Genomic DNA, 14008 nt, shown 5'->3' on the forward strand with positions numbered 1-14008 from the left:
CGATCCGTGTTTTCCGTGGTTCATTTTTTTATTTAAACGCTCAAGACTAAGGCGATGTGTCGGCCAACCTATTCCGCCGGTTCAGCCTGACGCTCACGGTGTTTGGCCAGCATTCCCTTGAGATACTTGCCAGTCCAGCTTGCCGGATTATCAGCCACAGCCTCAGGCGTGCCGCGCGCCACGATCTCGCCGCCGCCATCGCCGCCTTCCGGGCCGAAATCGAGCAGCCAGTCGGCGGTCTTGATGACATCGAGATTATGCTCGATGACCACGACCGTATTGCCATTGTCGGTCAGCTCGTGCAGCACGTCCAGAAGCTTGCGCGTATCTTCGAAATGCAGACCGGTGGTCGGCTCGTCAAGGATATACAAGGTCTTGCCTGTGGCGCGCTTGGAGAGTTCCTTCGACAGCTTGACGCGCTGCGCCTCGCCACCCGACAGGGTGGTGGCCTGCTGGCCGATCTTGATATAGCCAAGGCCAACCCGCTCCAGCGTTTTCAGCTTGTCGCGGATGCTCGGCACGGCCTTGAAGACCTCCGCCCCTTCCTCCACCGTCATATCGAGCACATCGGCGATCGAATAGCCGCGAAACACAATGTCGAGCGTCTCGCGGTTATAGCGCCTGCCCTTGCAGACATCGCAGGTGACGTAAACATCGGGCAGGAAGTGCATCTCGATCTTGATCAGGCCGTCACCCGAACAGGCTTCGCAGCGCCCGCCCTTGACGTTGAACGAAAAGCGCCCCGGCCCATAGCCGCGCGCCTTGGCTTCGGGCAGGCCGGCGAACCAGTCACGGATCGGGCCGAAGGCACCGGTATAGGTGGCCGGATTGGAGCGCGGCGTGCGGCCGATGGGCGACTGGTCGATCTCGACGATCTTGTCGAAGAATTCCAGGCCTTCGATCTTGTCGTGCGGAGCGGGGTGGGCCGAGGCATTATTCAGCCGCCGCGCCGCCGCCTTATACAGCGTCTCCAGTGTGAAGGTCGATTTGCCACCGCCCGAAACGCCGGTGATGCAGGTCATGACCCCGACCGGAATCTCGCCGGTGACATTTTTCAGATTATTACCGCGCGCTCCGACCACTTTCAGCATCTTCTTGCGGTCGATGGGCCTGCGGCCATCGGGCGAATCTTTGGAAAAGAATTTCGGTATTTCACGCTTGCCGGTCAGATACTGGCCGGTCAGTGACTTCGGATTGGCTTTAATATCGGCGGGCGTGCCCTGCGCCACGATCTCGCCGCCATGCACACCGGCGGCAGGGCCCATATCGATCACAAAATCGGCGGTCAGGATGGCGTCTTCGTCGTGTTCGACCACCAGCACGGAATTGCCGAGATCGCGCAGGCCCTTCAGGCTTTCCAGCAGCCGGTCATTATCGCGCTGATGCAGGCCGATGGACGGTTCATCGAGCACATACAAAACACCGGTCAGGCCCGATCCAATCTGCGAAGCAAGCCGGATGCGCTGCGATTCGCCGCCGCTGAGTGTGCCGGAATTGCGCGACAGGTTGAGATAATCGAGCCCGACATCATTGAGAAAGCGCAGGCGATCCTTGATTTCCTTGAGGATGCGCCTGGCAATATCCATCTGCTTTTCGCTTAAGCGGTTTTCAATGTCACTGAACCATTGGTGGGCGTGACGGATCGACAAGGCCGAGATTTCGGCAATATTTTTGGCATCGATCTTGACCGCCAGAGCCTCCGGCTTGAGGCGCGCACCGCCGCAGGCCTCGCACGGCGTTTCCGACTGGTAGCGGCCGAGATCCTCGCGCACCCATGCCGAATCGGTTTCGCGCCAGCGCCGCTCCATATTGGGGATCACGCCCTCAAACGGCTTGGTGACATCATAACGGCGCGAGCCGTCTTCATAGACGAACTTGATCTTTTCTGAGCCGGAACCATTGAGGATAATGTCCTGCACATTTTCGGGCAGGGCCTGCCATCTGGTGTCCATCTTGACGCCATAATGTAGCGCCAGGGCTTGCAGGGTCTGGCTATAGAGCGGCGAGGGGCCTTTCGACCAGGCGGCGATAGCGCCGCCGCCCAGCGTCGCCTTCGGATCGGGCACGATCAGGCTTTTGTCGAAGGCCAGCTTGACACCCAGACCATCGCAGGCCGGACAGGCGCCGAACGGATTATTGAACGAAAACAGACGCGGCTCGATTTCCGAAATGGTGAAACCCGAAACCGGACAGGCGAATTTCTCCGAAAAGATAATGCGTTTCGGTTCGTCCTCGCCTTCGGCTTTATCGGCATATTCTGCGATGGCCAGACCGTCGGCCAGCTTCAGTGCGGTTTCCAGACTGTCGGCCAGACGGGCCATGATGCCGGCCTTGACCACGACGCGATCCACAACGACGTCAATGTCATGCTTGAACTTCTTGTCGAGTTTCGGCGCATCCTCGATGGCGTAATATTCGCCATCGACCTTGAGGCGCTGGAAGCCCTGACGCTGGAGATCGGCGATTTCCTTTTTATACTCGCCCTTGCGACCGCGCACGAAGGGGGCCAGCAGCAGAAGGCGCGTGCCTTCGGGCAGGGCGGTAATCTTATCGACCATCTGCGAAATCGTCTGGCTTTCGATCGGCAGGCCGGTGGCGGGTGAATAGGGCACGCCGACGCGCGCCCACAACAGCCGCATATAGTCATGGATTTCCGTGACGGTGCCGACCGTCGAGCGCGGATTTTTCGAGGTCGTCTTCTGTTCGATGGAGATGGCCGGTGACAGACCTTCGATCAGATCGACATCGGGCTTCGACATCAGCTCCAGGAACTGACGCGCATAGGCCGACAGACTTTCGACATAGCGTCGCTGGCCCTCGGCATAGATGGTGTCAAACGCCAGCGACGACTTGCCGGAGCCTGAAAGCCCGGTCAGCACGACAAGCTGGCCGCGCGGAATATCAACGTCCACGCCCTTGAGATTATGCTCGCGCGCGCCCCTGATCCTGATGAAATCCTGGTCGAAAGGGTGATGAGCCATACGCACCTTATCCGGGGAAAGAACAAAGAGATTTATAGAGGAACTCTTGCGCGATTTACCAGGCGCACGCAAGAACATTTTGGCAACATTGATGGGCGCATCGCGCCGTCCTGATGCGCATATGGAGATGGCGGGTCTGGCTGTCAAATCCTGTCAGCAGGTCTTTTTGACTTTCTGGCGCAATCGGAACACAGTTAAGTCGGGTTTCTTGGTCAAGCTCACCTCAGGAGGGGCTGACATATGGATGACAGGCCGGGCGGCAAACGCTTCTGGATGAATTTCGACGCATGGAACGCGCGCGCCCTGAATGCCGCCTGGCCCTATTTCGGACGGCTGGATCGCCGTGGCCGTTTGAGCGCGGCGGTGGCCATATCGGTTGTGGTGCATCTGGCGCTGATCTGGATGCTGCTGAGCGAGCGTCCCGATGCCTGGCATTTGTCGCAAAGCTGGCAAACCGATGATCAGCCCGAACCGGTCGAATTGTGGCGCGTCACCTTGCCAAGGCCAGAGCCCCGGCCAAAGGTAATACCGCAGATGCCTGAGCGCCCCGAAGTGCCGCCACGCGATGTTACTCAGCCGCAACCGGCTCCGGCTGCTCAGTCCGCGCCGTCGCAAGCCGTGCAGCGCCCGCAGCCCGCGCCTGAAGTGACTGTTCCGGTGCCTCAGGTCAATCCCCTGCCATCACCCGTGGCGACGCCGCAGGTCGAAGCGCCGCGCGAGATGAGCCTTAGTCTGAAAACCAAGAAGAAAGACAATGAGAAGGTGGCCAGGGACGACAATGCGCTGGGCAAGCTGTCCGATCTCAAACTGCATCAGGTGCCTTCGATCAATCTGCCGGCGCTGAATGCCGTGCAGCCTTCGGGGCTGACCCGACCGACCGTCAATCCGGGCGGCTCATCGGCGGGCGGGGAGCCGGCAGTGGGCAGCCGTCTCGGCACGGTGCAACTGCCGGGCGGGCTTTCGGGTATGGGTGTGAATGGCCGCGGTGCGGTCAGTCAGGCCTTGCAGGATCATGACTATTGCGTCGATCAGCAGATCAAGGGCAAGGCCATCCCCGCCGATTGCCATATGAGCAAGCTAAGCGAGGCCAGGTCACTGGGCGTGAAGCACGTTGCCGAATACGACAAGGTGCTGGCAAAACGGCAGTCTCAGGCTACGCCCGGCAACGATGATTACTGGCGGCGCGTGGTGCAGGGGCCAACAGATCCCGGCCACGACGACCATATGCCGCACAAAGGCGCCTATAGCGAAGGCAGGGCTAATCGCGTCAAGGGGGAATGCTCGCTGTCCGATTCCTGCTAGAGCAACGAGCGTTTAATTTGACTTACAAATTGAATGCGAGATGCGGAAAAACGTAAAATCTAGAGCGGGTTGCATGCCTTTGACCGATTCAATCAGAATGCAAACCGCTCTAAAACAGATCGTCTTCCAGCGCCATAAGGGCTTCGGCCCCGGCCTTCATTTTAGCAAGGTGAGCGTCGGCATCGGGCAGGATGCGCTCCAGAAAAACACGGCCGATTTTCAGCTTGGTGGCATAAAACGGGTCGCTGTTACCGCCGTCAATGGCCGCTTGCGCCGCCTTGGCCATCATGGCCCACATATAGCTCATGCAGGTCAGGCCGAAGAGGTGGAGATAGTCGAGCGAACCGGCGGCAGCATTGTCAGGGTTGCCCATGCCGTTTTGCATCAGCCACATCGTGCCGTCCATCAGCTTCGCCTTGGTGGCTTTCAGGGCTGCGATATAGGCGGGCGCCTTCGATGAAGGCTCTTCGGCGGCGATATAGGCGTCGATTTCACCCAGCAAGGTTTGCAGCGCGCGGCCACCTTTCGAGGGCAGTTTGCGACCGACCAGATCAAGCGCCTGCACGCCATTGGTGCCTTCATAGATCAGGGTGATGCGCACATCGCGCATATATTGCGAGGCTGGGAAATGTTCGGTGAAGCCCGAACCACCATGCACCTGCATGGCGTCGGACGTGACCTTGAAACCTTTTTCGGTCAGATAGGCTTTGATGACGGGGGTGAGCAGGCCCATATAGTCGCTGGCCTTTTCACGCGCCTTTTCATCGGGCGCATGGTGCTGGAAATCGGCTTGCAGCGCGCCCCAGATCAGGAAGGCGCGACCGCCCTCGATCAGGGCGCGGCTCTCCAGCAACATGCGGCGCACATCGGGATGGACGAGGATCGAGTCGGCGGGCAGTTCGGGCGATTTCGGGCCGGTGAGGGCGCGGCCCTGCAAGCGATCCTTGGCGAACTGTTCGGCGGCCACATAGGCGGCGTGGCCGATGGCCAGACCTTGCAGCCCCACGCCGTAGCGCGCGGCGTTCATCATATAGAACATGATCTTCAAGCCCTCATTGGCCTGACCGAGCAGGAAACCCTTGGCGTCTTCATAGACCATCACGCAGGTCGAATTGCCGTGAATGCCCATCTTGTGTTCGAGGCCGGCGCATTGCAGACTGTTGCGTTCACCGGGCTGGCCATCGGCGTCGGGCAGGAATTTCGGCACAAGAAACAGCGAGATGCCCTTGACGCCTGCCGGTGCGCCTTCGATGCGCGCCAGCACCAGATGGCAGATATTGCTGGTGAAATCATGTTCGCCCGCCGAGATCCAGATCTTCTGGCCGGTGATTTTGTAGCTGCCGTCCTCATTGGGCACCGCCCTGGTGCGCAGCAGGCCCAGATCGGTGCCGCAATGCGGCTCGGTCAGATTCATCGTGCCCGACCATTCGCCGGAGATCAGTTTGGGCAGGTAAAGCGCCTTCATCTCGTCGGTGCCACCCGCCGTCAGGGCCGAGATCGCGCCCTCGGTCAGGCCCGGATACATGCCAAACGCCGACGAGGCGCCCGACAGCATTTCCGAAAAGGCCGTATTGACGAAGTGCGGCAGGCCCTGTCCGCCATATTGCGGATCGCCGGAAAGCGCCGTCCAGCCCGCTTCGGTCAGGGCCTTATAGGCTTCCTTGTAGCCCTTAGGCGCGGTGACTTCATGGGTGTCGGGATTGAGGGTGCAACCCTCCTTGTCGCCGGTCAGGTTGATCGGCGCAACCACTTCTTCGGTGAACTTCGCGGCCTCTTCCAGAATAGCCATGACCGTATCGGAATCGGCGTCGGCGAAGCCCGGCACATCATGATACTGATCGGTCTGGAACACGTCGCGGATGAGGAATTCGTAGTCGCGGACGGGGGCCTTGTAGGTCATCGATGTTTATCCCTGTGGTTTGGATTTTTGCCTTAGGCGTTGTTGCTTTTGAGGTTCTGCGCCTCAAGCTCATGTATCTGTGTTTCCAGCCAGACGCAGCCCTCCTGCATATCCTTGACGGCGGCGTCGATGTCGTCGCGCTGGCGCTTCAGGGTTTCGATCTGGCCGCGATATTTGACGAGGGTGGCGCGCATCTGTGAGGCACCGTGATCCTTGGGCGTATAGAGGTCGAGGATTTCATGGATTTCGACCAGCGAGAAGCCGAGGCGCTTGCCGCGCAGGATCAGTTGCAGGCGGGCGCGGTCGCGCGGACTGTAGATGCGCGTCTGGCCGCGCCGTTCGGGATGGATCAGGCCCTTGTCTTCGTAAAAGCGCAAGGCGCGCGCCGTAACGTCGAACTCCTTGGAAAGCTGACGGATCGAATAGGTGCGGTGCGAGTCTTTGTGCGGCGTTTCCATATCTTTTTTGGGTATCTGATCAGGCCTATATTGACGTTAACGTCAAGGTAGGGGCAATAGGCCATGTCGTCAACAATTTTTGTTATCGCTAGGGAAGTCAGTTATGCGTTAGCAGCCAGGTCATATTGCGTTGCAGGGCTTCCGGGCCGGGATATTCCAGCAGGTGCAAGGCGATGTCGGACAGGCGGACGGCGCGCAGACGGCTCCGCCAGGCCTCGTCGGCGGCCCACATGACGCGCGCGATGGCGCAAGGCGCCTTTTCGCAAGCATCGCTGGGACGGCAGGGATTGTTGCGGCGGATTTCGGTGCAGGCGAAGGTGGCGCGGCGGCCCTCAATCGCTTCGACAATATCGAGAAAGCTGATGCTTTCTGCCGGTTGTGCCAGCCGGTAGCCGCCGGTCGGGCCCAGCGTGCTGGTGACGATCCCGGCCTGCGACAGGGCTTGCAGCGCCTTTGACAGATATTCCTTGGGCACGCCGTGAAATTCGGCCAGCACCCGGGTGGCGAGATAACGCTCCGTCGGCAGGCCCGCCAGAACGGCGCAGCAGTGCAGGGCCCATTCGACCTGGTTTTTGAGAATCATCGGCGCGGTTCCGTTTTCAGACCGCGCCGAAGATTGCAAGGTTTAGGGGGCAATTCAAGCGCCTCTCTATGACAGGCCCGCCTTGTCGAGGCCGTACAGGGCGTCGGCCGAGCCCGGCACGGCGGCAAAGCCAATCGACAGGCGATTCCAGCCATTGATGGCCATGATGGCGAAGCTCAGTTCCGCCAGTTCCTTATCAGAAAAATGCTGGTGGGTGCTTTCATACAGAGCATCGCTGACGCCGCCTTCGGGCAGGCGCGTCAGGGCTTCTGTCCAGCGCAGGGCAGCGCGTTCGCGTTCAGAAAAGAGGGGAGATTCTCGCCAGATGGCGACATGATGCAGGCGCAGTTCGCGTTCGCCATGAAACTTCGCTTCCTTGACGTGCATATCGAGGCAGAAGGCACAGCCATTCAGTTGTGAGGCGCGAATCTGGACCAGATCGATCAGGCTGTCGCCGAGTGAGGTGTTGCGGATGGCGGCAGAAAAATCCTGATATTTGCGAAACAATTCTGATGCTTGCTGAATATAGTTGATGCGCTGGCTCATGACTGTGTCTCTATTTTAATTGCGGATAATATACATCCTTAAGGACAGAAAATATCCGTGTTTAAAGCCCATGTCAATAGCGGCGCGCTTGACCACCTGTCGCCTGCGGCCTAATGGGGGCGTAGTTGTTGTTTTACCGAGGTTTGGATCGCTCCATGACGTCTCTTTCCACTCTGGCTTACGCTGGCCGTGCATGGCCATTTGAACAGGCGCGCGCTCTGATCGCCCGTCTGGTCAAGACGCGCATTCAGGGGCATGAGGCGCAAAAACAGGCGCTGGCTTTGATCAGCGACGGCAAGACGGCCGAGGCGCTGAAAGCGTTCGAAGGGCTGGACCGCGCCGTTATTTTCGAAACAGGTTACGGGCCATCGGGCCTGCCGCACATCGGCACTTTCGGCGAGGTGGCGCGCACAACCATGGTGCGTCAGGCGTTCGAGGCCATGACCGGCGGGGCGTGGGCCACGCGGCTGATCTGTTTTTCCGACGATATGGACGGTCTGCGCAAGGTGCCGGATGGCATTCCCAATGCGCAGGTGCTGCATGAAGATCTGTATAAGCCCCTGACCGTGGTGCGTGATCCGTTCGGCGCGTATCCGAGCTTCGGCCAGCACAATAATGCGCGTCTGAAGAATTTTCTCGATGGCTTTGGATTCGCTTATGAATTCCTGTCGGCCACCGATTGCTACAAGGGCGGCGTGTTCGACGCCACCTTGCTGATCGCGCTGGAGCGTTTCGACGATATTCAAAAGATCATGCTGCCGACATTAGGGCCTGACCGGCGCGCCACCTATTCGCCCTTCCTGCCGATTTCGCCGAAGACGGGCCATGTTTTGCAGGTGCCGACGCTGGAACGCAATGTCGCCTGGGGCACAATCGTGTTCGAGGAAAATGGCGAAAAATTCGAAGTGCCGGTGACCGGCGGTCACGTCAAGATGCAGTGGAAGCCGGATTGGGCGATGCGTTGGGCAGCGCTTGGTGTCGATTATGAGATGGCGGGCAAGGATCTGATCGATTCGGTCAAGGTGTCATCGCAGGTCTGCCGTGTACTGGGCGGTGCCTCGCCGGAAGGCTTCAATTATGAGCTGTTCCTTGATGAGCAGGGTCAGAAGATTTCCAAATCGAAGGGCAATGGCCTGACGATGGAGGACTGGCTGCGTTATGGCGCGCCGGAAAGCCTGGCCTATTACATGTTCCAGTCGCCGAAATCGGCCAAGAAGCTGTATTTCGACGTGATTCCGCGCGCCACTGACGAATATTTCCAGCAGCTTGACGCTTTCCCGAAGCAGGAACTGGACAAGCGCATCGAAAACCCGGTCTGGTTCGTGCTGCGCGGACAGGAAGCGCCGAAATCTCCGCCGGTCACTTTCGGCCTGATGCTGAACCTCGTCTCGGCGGCCAATGCGGCCGATAAGGAAACCCTGTGGGGTTTCCTGCGCGCCTATATTCCGGGGGCGACGCCGGAGAGCGAACCGGTGCTTGACCGGCTGGCGGGCTATGCGCTCAACTATTTCGAGGACTTTGTGAAGCCGGCCAAGACCTTCCGTTTGCCGGATGACCGGGAGCGGGCGGCGATGAGCGATCTGGCGGCGCGTTTTCGCGCCTTGCCGTCCGATACGCGCGATGCCGAGGTTTTGCAGAATTTGGTCTTCGAGGTGGGCAAGGCGCATGAATTCGAGCCGTTGCGGGCGTGGTTCCAGGCGCTGTACGAGGTATTGCTGGGACAGTCGCAGGGGCCGCGTTTCGGGTCGTTCGTGGCGATTTTCGGTTTGGAGCGGACGGTGGCGCTGATCGAGCGGGGGCTGGCCGGAGAGTTGGCGGGCACCTGAGTATCGAATGGGGTTTGGGGCCTGTGGCTCCAAGTCTTCTCTTTCTTCTCTCATTCCGGCCCTTGGGCCGAAAATGAGAGAAGAAAATAAAGGATGTGGGGTCGCGGACCCCACGCCCATCAGATAACCGGCGTCACCAACCCTACTGGCTGGCCCACACAATCCGCGCGATCCACGCCACCTGCAAACGATCCAGCACCCGATCCGGGAAATCCGGATTGAGCGAGCGCAACTCGACCTGGCGCGCCGAATAACGCACCAGTTCCTTGGCCATGACCTCGCCCTCGTTCGTCTTCACCACCACCCGGTCGCCGCGACGCAGATTCTGATTGTGCGGATCCACCAGTATCCGATCACCATCCCGATACAGGGGCAGCATCGAATCGCCGGAAATTTCCAACGCATACAGCCCGCTGTTCGCTGTAGGGAAATCGACCTCATCCCAGCCCTGGCCAAGTGGAAACCCCGAATCATCGAAATAGCCTTCATTGCCAGCCTGGGCGAAGCCGATCAGCGGAATCCCTTGCCCGGCATTACGTCCTTCGGCGAGCAGCGCAAACTCGGAAAACTTGGTGCCCGTCGCTTCCAGAAGCTTAGCCAGACTCTCGGTAGAGGGCCAGCGCGGGCGCGCCGGACGGTTGGGCCCGGATTCGACATATTGGCGCTTTGATTTGTTGAAACTGGTAGGGTCAAGCCCGGCCAGACGGGCCAGACCCGACGGCGTCGTGCTGAATCGGCTGGCGAGAGCGTCAATGGCGGTCCAGATATGGCTATGTGACAAGGTCATGGGGGTGCCGGTTGCGACAGTTCAAATAGGATGAATCGCACTTAATATAGGAATTGCAATAACCGGAAAGGAAAATATATCCACAAATAGGAAAATTAGCCTATTTTTGGGATTTTATTCGCAGGCCGGAAACGCCGCAACGCCGCCGAAATCGTACCCACGCCCATAGCCAGCAACAGAGCGTAACCGAAAATCGACAGGGCCGTAAAATAGGCCCACTTCATGACATACGGATTCAACCACGTGGCCAGACTGACGCAAACGCTCATCATCTGCGCCCCCACGGCCCACAAAGGCCACGGATGCGGGCTTTTCCAGCACAGGGTGAGAAAGCCGACCAGGCACAGAGTATCCGTGAACATGTAACGCCACAGAGGCGCAATATGCGTCATGGAGCGCAACGACATGGTCAGAATCATGGCCGCCAGATAGATCAGCGCACCCATGCGTTCGCGCCAATAGCCGAAGATCAGCCCTGCCAGACAGACCGTAAAGCCAAAGGTCAGGCCGATAAGGACAGCAGGTGAGGGCATAAGAATCTCCGGAACACGACTTTTTGCCAGCGTTTCCGGAAAATCGCATCCGGGCAAGCGAAATTTTGCTCCCCCGGATGCGCAAAGAATGGCTATCTGAGGCCCTATGCCGGTTCGGGCATCAACCTGCCGGAGGGAGAGGTATTGCCCGGTGAGGTGGTTCCGGGCTTGTCGTCACCCGGCACCACCGCCGTATCGCCAAGGCCGATCTGCGTCTGGAGATGCGACAGACCGGAATGGGCGGCGGTCATCCAGGTCTGGGCCGCATTGAGCGCGCGCATGGCTTCCAGCGTGTTGAGGTGAACATCATTGGCGACGACAGTTGAAATATGGATGGCGCGGCGCGAATTGATATAGGTTTCGATCAGATGGGCGGCTTCGCACAGCGCGGTATCGATAGACTCTTCCGTGGCGCGCAACTGTGCGGCCAGGGCCTTGGCGACATTGATTTTTCTTTCTTTCGACATAGGAATTCCCCTGATTATTCATGCAAAGGTTACGGCGAATCGGTGGCCGGAACCCTCTCAGGGGTAGCACACTAATGGGGTGTGTAAACTAAAAATACATCTATAGGTGTAATTGCGCACAGCTCATTCAGTCGATCAGAAAATGCGCCTGTAAGGTGGCGATCCGTTGATGGCGCTGTTCCTGCCAGGCCGACACCTCGACATTGGCCACCGTGCGGCCGACGCGCTTGACGGTGGCGCGGGCGAAGCTGTTGATCGGCTTGCCGGAGCGCAGATACTGTACGGTGACGCCGATTGGCTTGGGGATGTGATCGAAGTTTTCGCTCAAAGCCAGTTGCGCCATCGCCGTGATTTCCATGAAGGCCCCGATCACCCCGCCATGCAGGGCCGGGATCATCACATTGCCGACCAGTTTGTCATCATAGGGCAGGTGCGCCGTCAGTTCGTCGCCGGCCAGATGCAGGCGCACATCGAGAAAGGCGGCGAATGGCATGGTCTTGAGGATATTTTCCATTTCGGCGGGATGAGCGATCATGGTTCAGGCCTTGGCTTTCAGCGCAGGCGAGGTCACGATAAAGGCCGCCTGAGCGGCGGCCACCGGATCATCGGGACTGACCTCATAGGCAAAGGCGCGCACAAAGCCCACGCTGCGCGTCAGCTTGTAGCATTTCGCCGTCACCAGCAGGTCGTTATCGGGCAGGGCGGGGCGCATATAGTCGATACGCAGGTCGAGTGTGGCAATCGGCTTATATTCGCCGATGCGATCCCAGACGGCCATGCCGCAGCCATTATCGAGCAGGGCGGTCACCACGCCCGAAGCGATGACGCGCGTTTCCGGATCGCCGATCAGATCAGCCCGGTAGGGCAGGCGCATGGTGACGCCGTGGTCGTCGCGTCCGGCATAAACGGCCCCTATCGCCTTCATATAGGGCGTATTGTCGATGATCGTGGCGAACATCTCGTGAAACGGCGACGGACTCATCAGAACCTCTTTCTGAGGATATAGTTTACCCATCTTTACGTAAACGTCAAAATTATAAGACCCTGCAATGCAGCAAAAATGCTTGCAATCGCGGCAAAAGGGGCATTTTACATGAGGCTTCCTTTGCGATTGAAAGCCATAGCCATGTCCGTCTCTCTGGATCAGGTTCCCGCCGCCCGTTCCGCGCTCGTCCTTTTTTCGGGCGGGCAGGATTCGTCTGTCTGCCTGGCATGGGCCCTGGCCCATTATGAGCGCGTCGAGACGGTGGGCTTCGATTACGGTCAGCGTCACAGTATTGAGATGACGACGCGCCAGACCGTGCTGACGAAGTTCCGCGATGTCTATCCGCTGGCCCAGACGCGCCTCGGCGAGGATCATGTCTGTGACCTGCGCGGTTTTGGCGCGGTGGCGGAATCGGCTTTGACGCGCGAAAGCGAGATCGTCATGACTGAGCGCGGCCTGCCGTCCTCCTTCGTGCCGGGGCGCAATCTGGCGTTTTTCGTCTATGCGGCGGCAGTAGCTGACCGGCGCGGCATCGACCATCTGGTCGGCGGCATGTGCGAAACCGACTATTCCGGCTATCCCGACTGCCGCAAGAACACGCTGGAGGCGATGGAGCAGGCTTTGCGGCTGGGCGTCGAGCGTCCCTTCAGCATCGAAACGCCGCTGATGTATCTCGACAAGGCCCAGACCTGGGCTCTTTCGCGCGATCTGGGCGGGCAGGCCCTGATTGATCTGATCATCGAGGACACCCACACCTGCTATATGAACGACCGCACGCACCGCCATCCCTGGGGTTATGGCTGCGGCGACTGTCCGGCCTGCCAGTTGCGCAAGACCGGTTTCGAGCATTTTCTCGAAGCCCGGACATCCGTTTCTCGCTGATGTACAGTTTTAAAGAGATTTTTCTCACCCTCCAGGGCGAGGGCGGTCAGGCCGGGCGCGTCAATGTGTTTGCACGCTTTGCCGGGTGTAATCTGTGGAGTGGGCGCGAGCAGGATCGTGCGGCGGCGGCCTGTACTTTTTGTGACACCGATTTTGTTGGCACCGATGGCGAGAATGGCGGCAAGTTCGCCGCGCCTGCCGATGTGGTGGTGGCGCTCGATGCGGTATGGGGCGAGGGCCGGGCCGACAGCAAGGCGGTGGTTTTCACCGGCGGCGAACCCTTGCTGCAACTGGACGCGGCATTGATTGCGGCGGTCAAGGCGGCGGGTTATTTTATCGCGGTCGAAACCAATGGCACGATTACAGCGCCCGACGGTATCGACTGGATCTGCGTTTCGCCTAAGGCCGATAATCGCTTGCAGCAAACAAGTGGTCAGGAACTGAAGCTGGTTTATCCGCAGGACGATGTTGATCCGGTGGCCTTTAGGGGGCTGGATTTCGAGCGCTTCTATCTTCAGCCCAAGGATTCGCCCGAACAGGCGATGCACACGCAGATGGTGATTGACTATTGTTTGCGGCACCCGCAATGGCGGATGAGCGTGCAGACGCACAAGCTGGTGGGATTGAAATAATACGGGGTTTGGGGCCTGTGGCCCCAAGTCTTCATTTTCCTTTCAGCCTGCCCCCGTTGGGGGCGAGCTGAAAGGAAGACAAGGTTTGTGGGGTCACGGACCCCACGCCCCGTATGATCAACAAGC

14 protein-coding genes are annotated in these 14008 nt (G+C 59.2%); 4 read left to right on the forward strand and 10 right to left on the reverse strand.

Annotated features, from left to right (window positions below; translation table 11 throughout):
- Positions 1–68: 68 nt before the first annotated feature.
- Positions 69–2981, reverse strand: coding sequence for an excinuclease ABC subunit UvrA (uvrA, locus tag QB905_RS03625; protein WP_282973202.1), 2913 nt, complete (start codon positions 2979–2981; stop codon positions 69–71).
- 240 nt (positions 2982–3221) lie between these two features.
- Here uvrA and QB905_RS03630 point away from each other — a divergent pair, with 240 nt between their 5' ends.
- Positions 3222–4283, forward strand: a complete 1062-nt coding sequence (locus tag QB905_RS03630; RefSeq protein WP_282973203.1) for a hypothetical protein — start codon at positions 3222–3224, stop codon at positions 4281–4283.
- A gap of 109 nt (positions 4284–4392) precedes the next feature.
- Here QB905_RS03630 and QB905_RS03635 read toward each other — a convergent pair whose 3' ends face one another.
- The 4 genes from QB905_RS03635 to QB905_RS03650 form a co-directional block, all read right to left on the reverse strand.
- Positions 4393–6183 carry an acyl-CoA dehydrogenase C-terminal domain-containing protein gene (locus QB905_RS03635; protein WP_282973204.1) on the reverse strand — a complete coding sequence of 597 codons (1791 nt, stop codon included), beginning with the start codon at positions 6181–6183 and terminating at the stop codon, positions 4393–4395.
- Between the two features lie 32 nt (positions 6184–6215).
- A complete protein-coding gene (locus tag QB905_RS03640) occupies positions 6216–6641 on the reverse strand; it encodes a MerR family transcriptional regulator (RefSeq protein WP_282973205.1) in 426 nt (141 codons plus the stop codon).
- Between the two features lie 97 nt (positions 6642–6738).
- On the reverse strand, positions 6739–7224 hold the full coding sequence (locus QB905_RS03645) for an RrF2 family transcriptional regulator (RefSeq protein ID WP_282973206.1): 486 nt from the start codon (positions 7222–7224) through the stop codon (positions 6739–6741).
- A gap of 66 nt (positions 7225–7290) precedes the next feature.
- The gene (locus QB905_RS03650; protein ID WP_282973207.1) at positions 7291–7770 is read right to left on the reverse strand and encodes a carboxymuconolactone decarboxylase family protein; all 480 of its coding nucleotides are present in this window, start codon (positions 7768–7770) and stop codon (positions 7291–7293) included.
- A 155-nt stretch (positions 7771–7925) separates the two neighbouring features.
- Between QB905_RS03650 and QB905_RS03655 the strand changes: the two genes are divergently transcribed.
- Complete coding sequence (locus QB905_RS03655; protein WP_282973208.1) at positions 7926–9596, forward strand: lysine--tRNA ligase; 1671 nt, start codon at positions 7926–7928, stop codon at positions 9594–9596.
- Between the two features lie 142 nt (positions 9597–9738).
- Here the strand turns inward: QB905_RS03655 and QB905_RS03660 are convergent, their stop codons facing one another.
- The 5 genes from QB905_RS03660 to QB905_RS03680 all read right to left on the reverse strand — a co-directional run bounded on the left by QB905_RS03660 (position 9739) and on the right by QB905_RS03680 (position 12365).
- A complete protein-coding gene (locus tag QB905_RS03660; protein WP_282973209.1) occupies positions 9739–10383 on the reverse strand; it encodes a S24 family peptidase in 645 nt (214 codons plus the stop codon).
- 95 nt (positions 10384–10478) lie between these two features.
- Complete coding sequence (locus QB905_RS03665; RefSeq protein WP_282973210.1) at positions 10479–10916, reverse strand: hypothetical protein; 438 nt, start codon at positions 10914–10916, stop codon at positions 10479–10481.
- Positions 10917–11020: 104 nt separating this feature from the next.
- On the reverse strand, positions 11021–11383 hold the full coding sequence (locus tag QB905_RS03670; RefSeq protein ID WP_282973211.1) for a hypothetical protein: 363 nt from the start codon (positions 11381–11383) through the stop codon (positions 11021–11023).
- 127 nt (positions 11384–11510) lie between these two features.
- Positions 11511–11918: a PaaI family thioesterase gene (locus QB905_RS03675; RefSeq protein ID WP_282973212.1), complete on the reverse strand. Its 408-nt coding sequence runs from the start codon at positions 11916–11918 to the stop codon at positions 11511–11513.
- 3 nt (positions 11919–11921) lie between these two features.
- A complete protein-coding gene (locus QB905_RS03680; RefSeq protein WP_282973213.1) occupies positions 11922–12365 on the reverse strand; it encodes a PaaI family thioesterase in 444 nt (147 codons plus the stop codon).
- A gap of 144 nt (positions 12366–12509) precedes the next feature.
- On the opposite strand from QB905_RS03680, the gene queC reads away from it, so the two are divergent.
- The gene (gene queC / locus QB905_RS03685) at positions 12510–13250 is read left to right on the forward strand and encodes a 7-cyano-7-deazaguanine synthase QueC (protein ID WP_282973214.1); all 741 of its coding nucleotides are present in this window, start codon (positions 12510–12512) and stop codon (positions 13248–13250) included.
- Positions 13247–13882 (forward strand): 7-carboxy-7-deazaguanine synthase, encoded by a 636-nt coding sequence (gene queE, locus QB905_RS03690; RefSeq protein WP_282975565.1) that lies wholly within the window; start codon positions 13247–13249, stop codon positions 13880–13882. The genes queC and queE overlap by 4 nt, the downstream gene beginning before the upstream one ends.
- Positions 13883–14008 lie beyond the last annotated feature (126 nt).

The organism is Asticcacaulis sp. EMRT-3, from assembly GCF_030027245.1.
Lineage (GTDB): Bacteria > Pseudomonadota > Alphaproteobacteria > Caulobacterales > Caulobacteraceae > Asticcacaulis.

What these genes read in the sequence shown, in the direction of transcription:
- uvrA (WP_282973202.1), bottom strand. Translation starts at nt 2,981, where the DNA reads ATGGCTCATCACCCTTTCGACCAGGATTTCATCAGGATCAGGGGCGCG.
- QB905_RS03630 (WP_282973203.1), top strand. Translation starts at nt 3,222, where the DNA reads ATGGATGACAGGCCGGGCGGCAAACGCTTCTGGATGAATTTCGACGCA.
- QB905_RS03635 (WP_282973204.1), bottom strand. Translation starts at nt 6,183, where the DNA reads ATGACCTACAAGGCCCCCGTCCGCGACTACGAATTCCTCATCCGCGAC.
- QB905_RS03640 (WP_282973205.1), bottom strand. Translation starts at nt 6,641, where the DNA reads ATGGAAACGCCGCACAAAGACTCGCACCGCACCTATTCGATCCGTCAG.
- QB905_RS03645 (WP_282973206.1), bottom strand. Translation starts at nt 7,224, where the DNA reads ATGATTCTCAAAAACCAGGTCGAATGGGCCCTGCACTGCTGCGCCGTT.
- QB905_RS03650 (WP_282973207.1), bottom strand. Translation starts at nt 7,770, where the DNA reads ATGAGCCAGCGCATCAACTATATTCAGCAAGCATCAGAATTGTTTCGC.
- QB905_RS03655 (WP_282973208.1), top strand. Translation starts at nt 7,926, where the DNA reads ATGACGTCTCTTTCCACTCTGGCTTACGCTGGCCGTGCATGGCCATTT.
- QB905_RS03660 (WP_282973209.1), bottom strand. Translation starts at nt 10,383, where the DNA reads ATGACCTTGTCACATAGCCATATCTGGACCGCCATTGACGCTCTCGCC.
- QB905_RS03665 (WP_282973210.1), bottom strand. Translation starts at nt 10,916, where the DNA reads ATGCCCTCACCTGCTGTCCTTATCGGCCTGACCTTTGGCTTTACGGTC.
- QB905_RS03670 (WP_282973211.1), bottom strand. Translation starts at nt 11,383, where the DNA reads ATGTCGAAAGAAAGAAAAATCAATGTCGCCAAGGCCCTGGCCGCACAG.
- QB905_RS03675 (WP_282973212.1), bottom strand. Translation starts at nt 11,918, where the DNA reads ATGATCGCTCATCCCGCCGAAATGGAAAATATCCTCAAGACCATGCCA.
- QB905_RS03680 (WP_282973213.1), bottom strand. Translation starts at nt 12,365, where the DNA reads ATGAGTCCGTCGCCGTTTCACGAGATGTTCGCCACGATCATCGACAAT.
- queC (WP_282973214.1), top strand. Translation starts at nt 12,510, where the DNA reads ATGTCCGTCTCTCTGGATCAGGTTCCCGCCGCCCGTTCCGCGCTCGTC.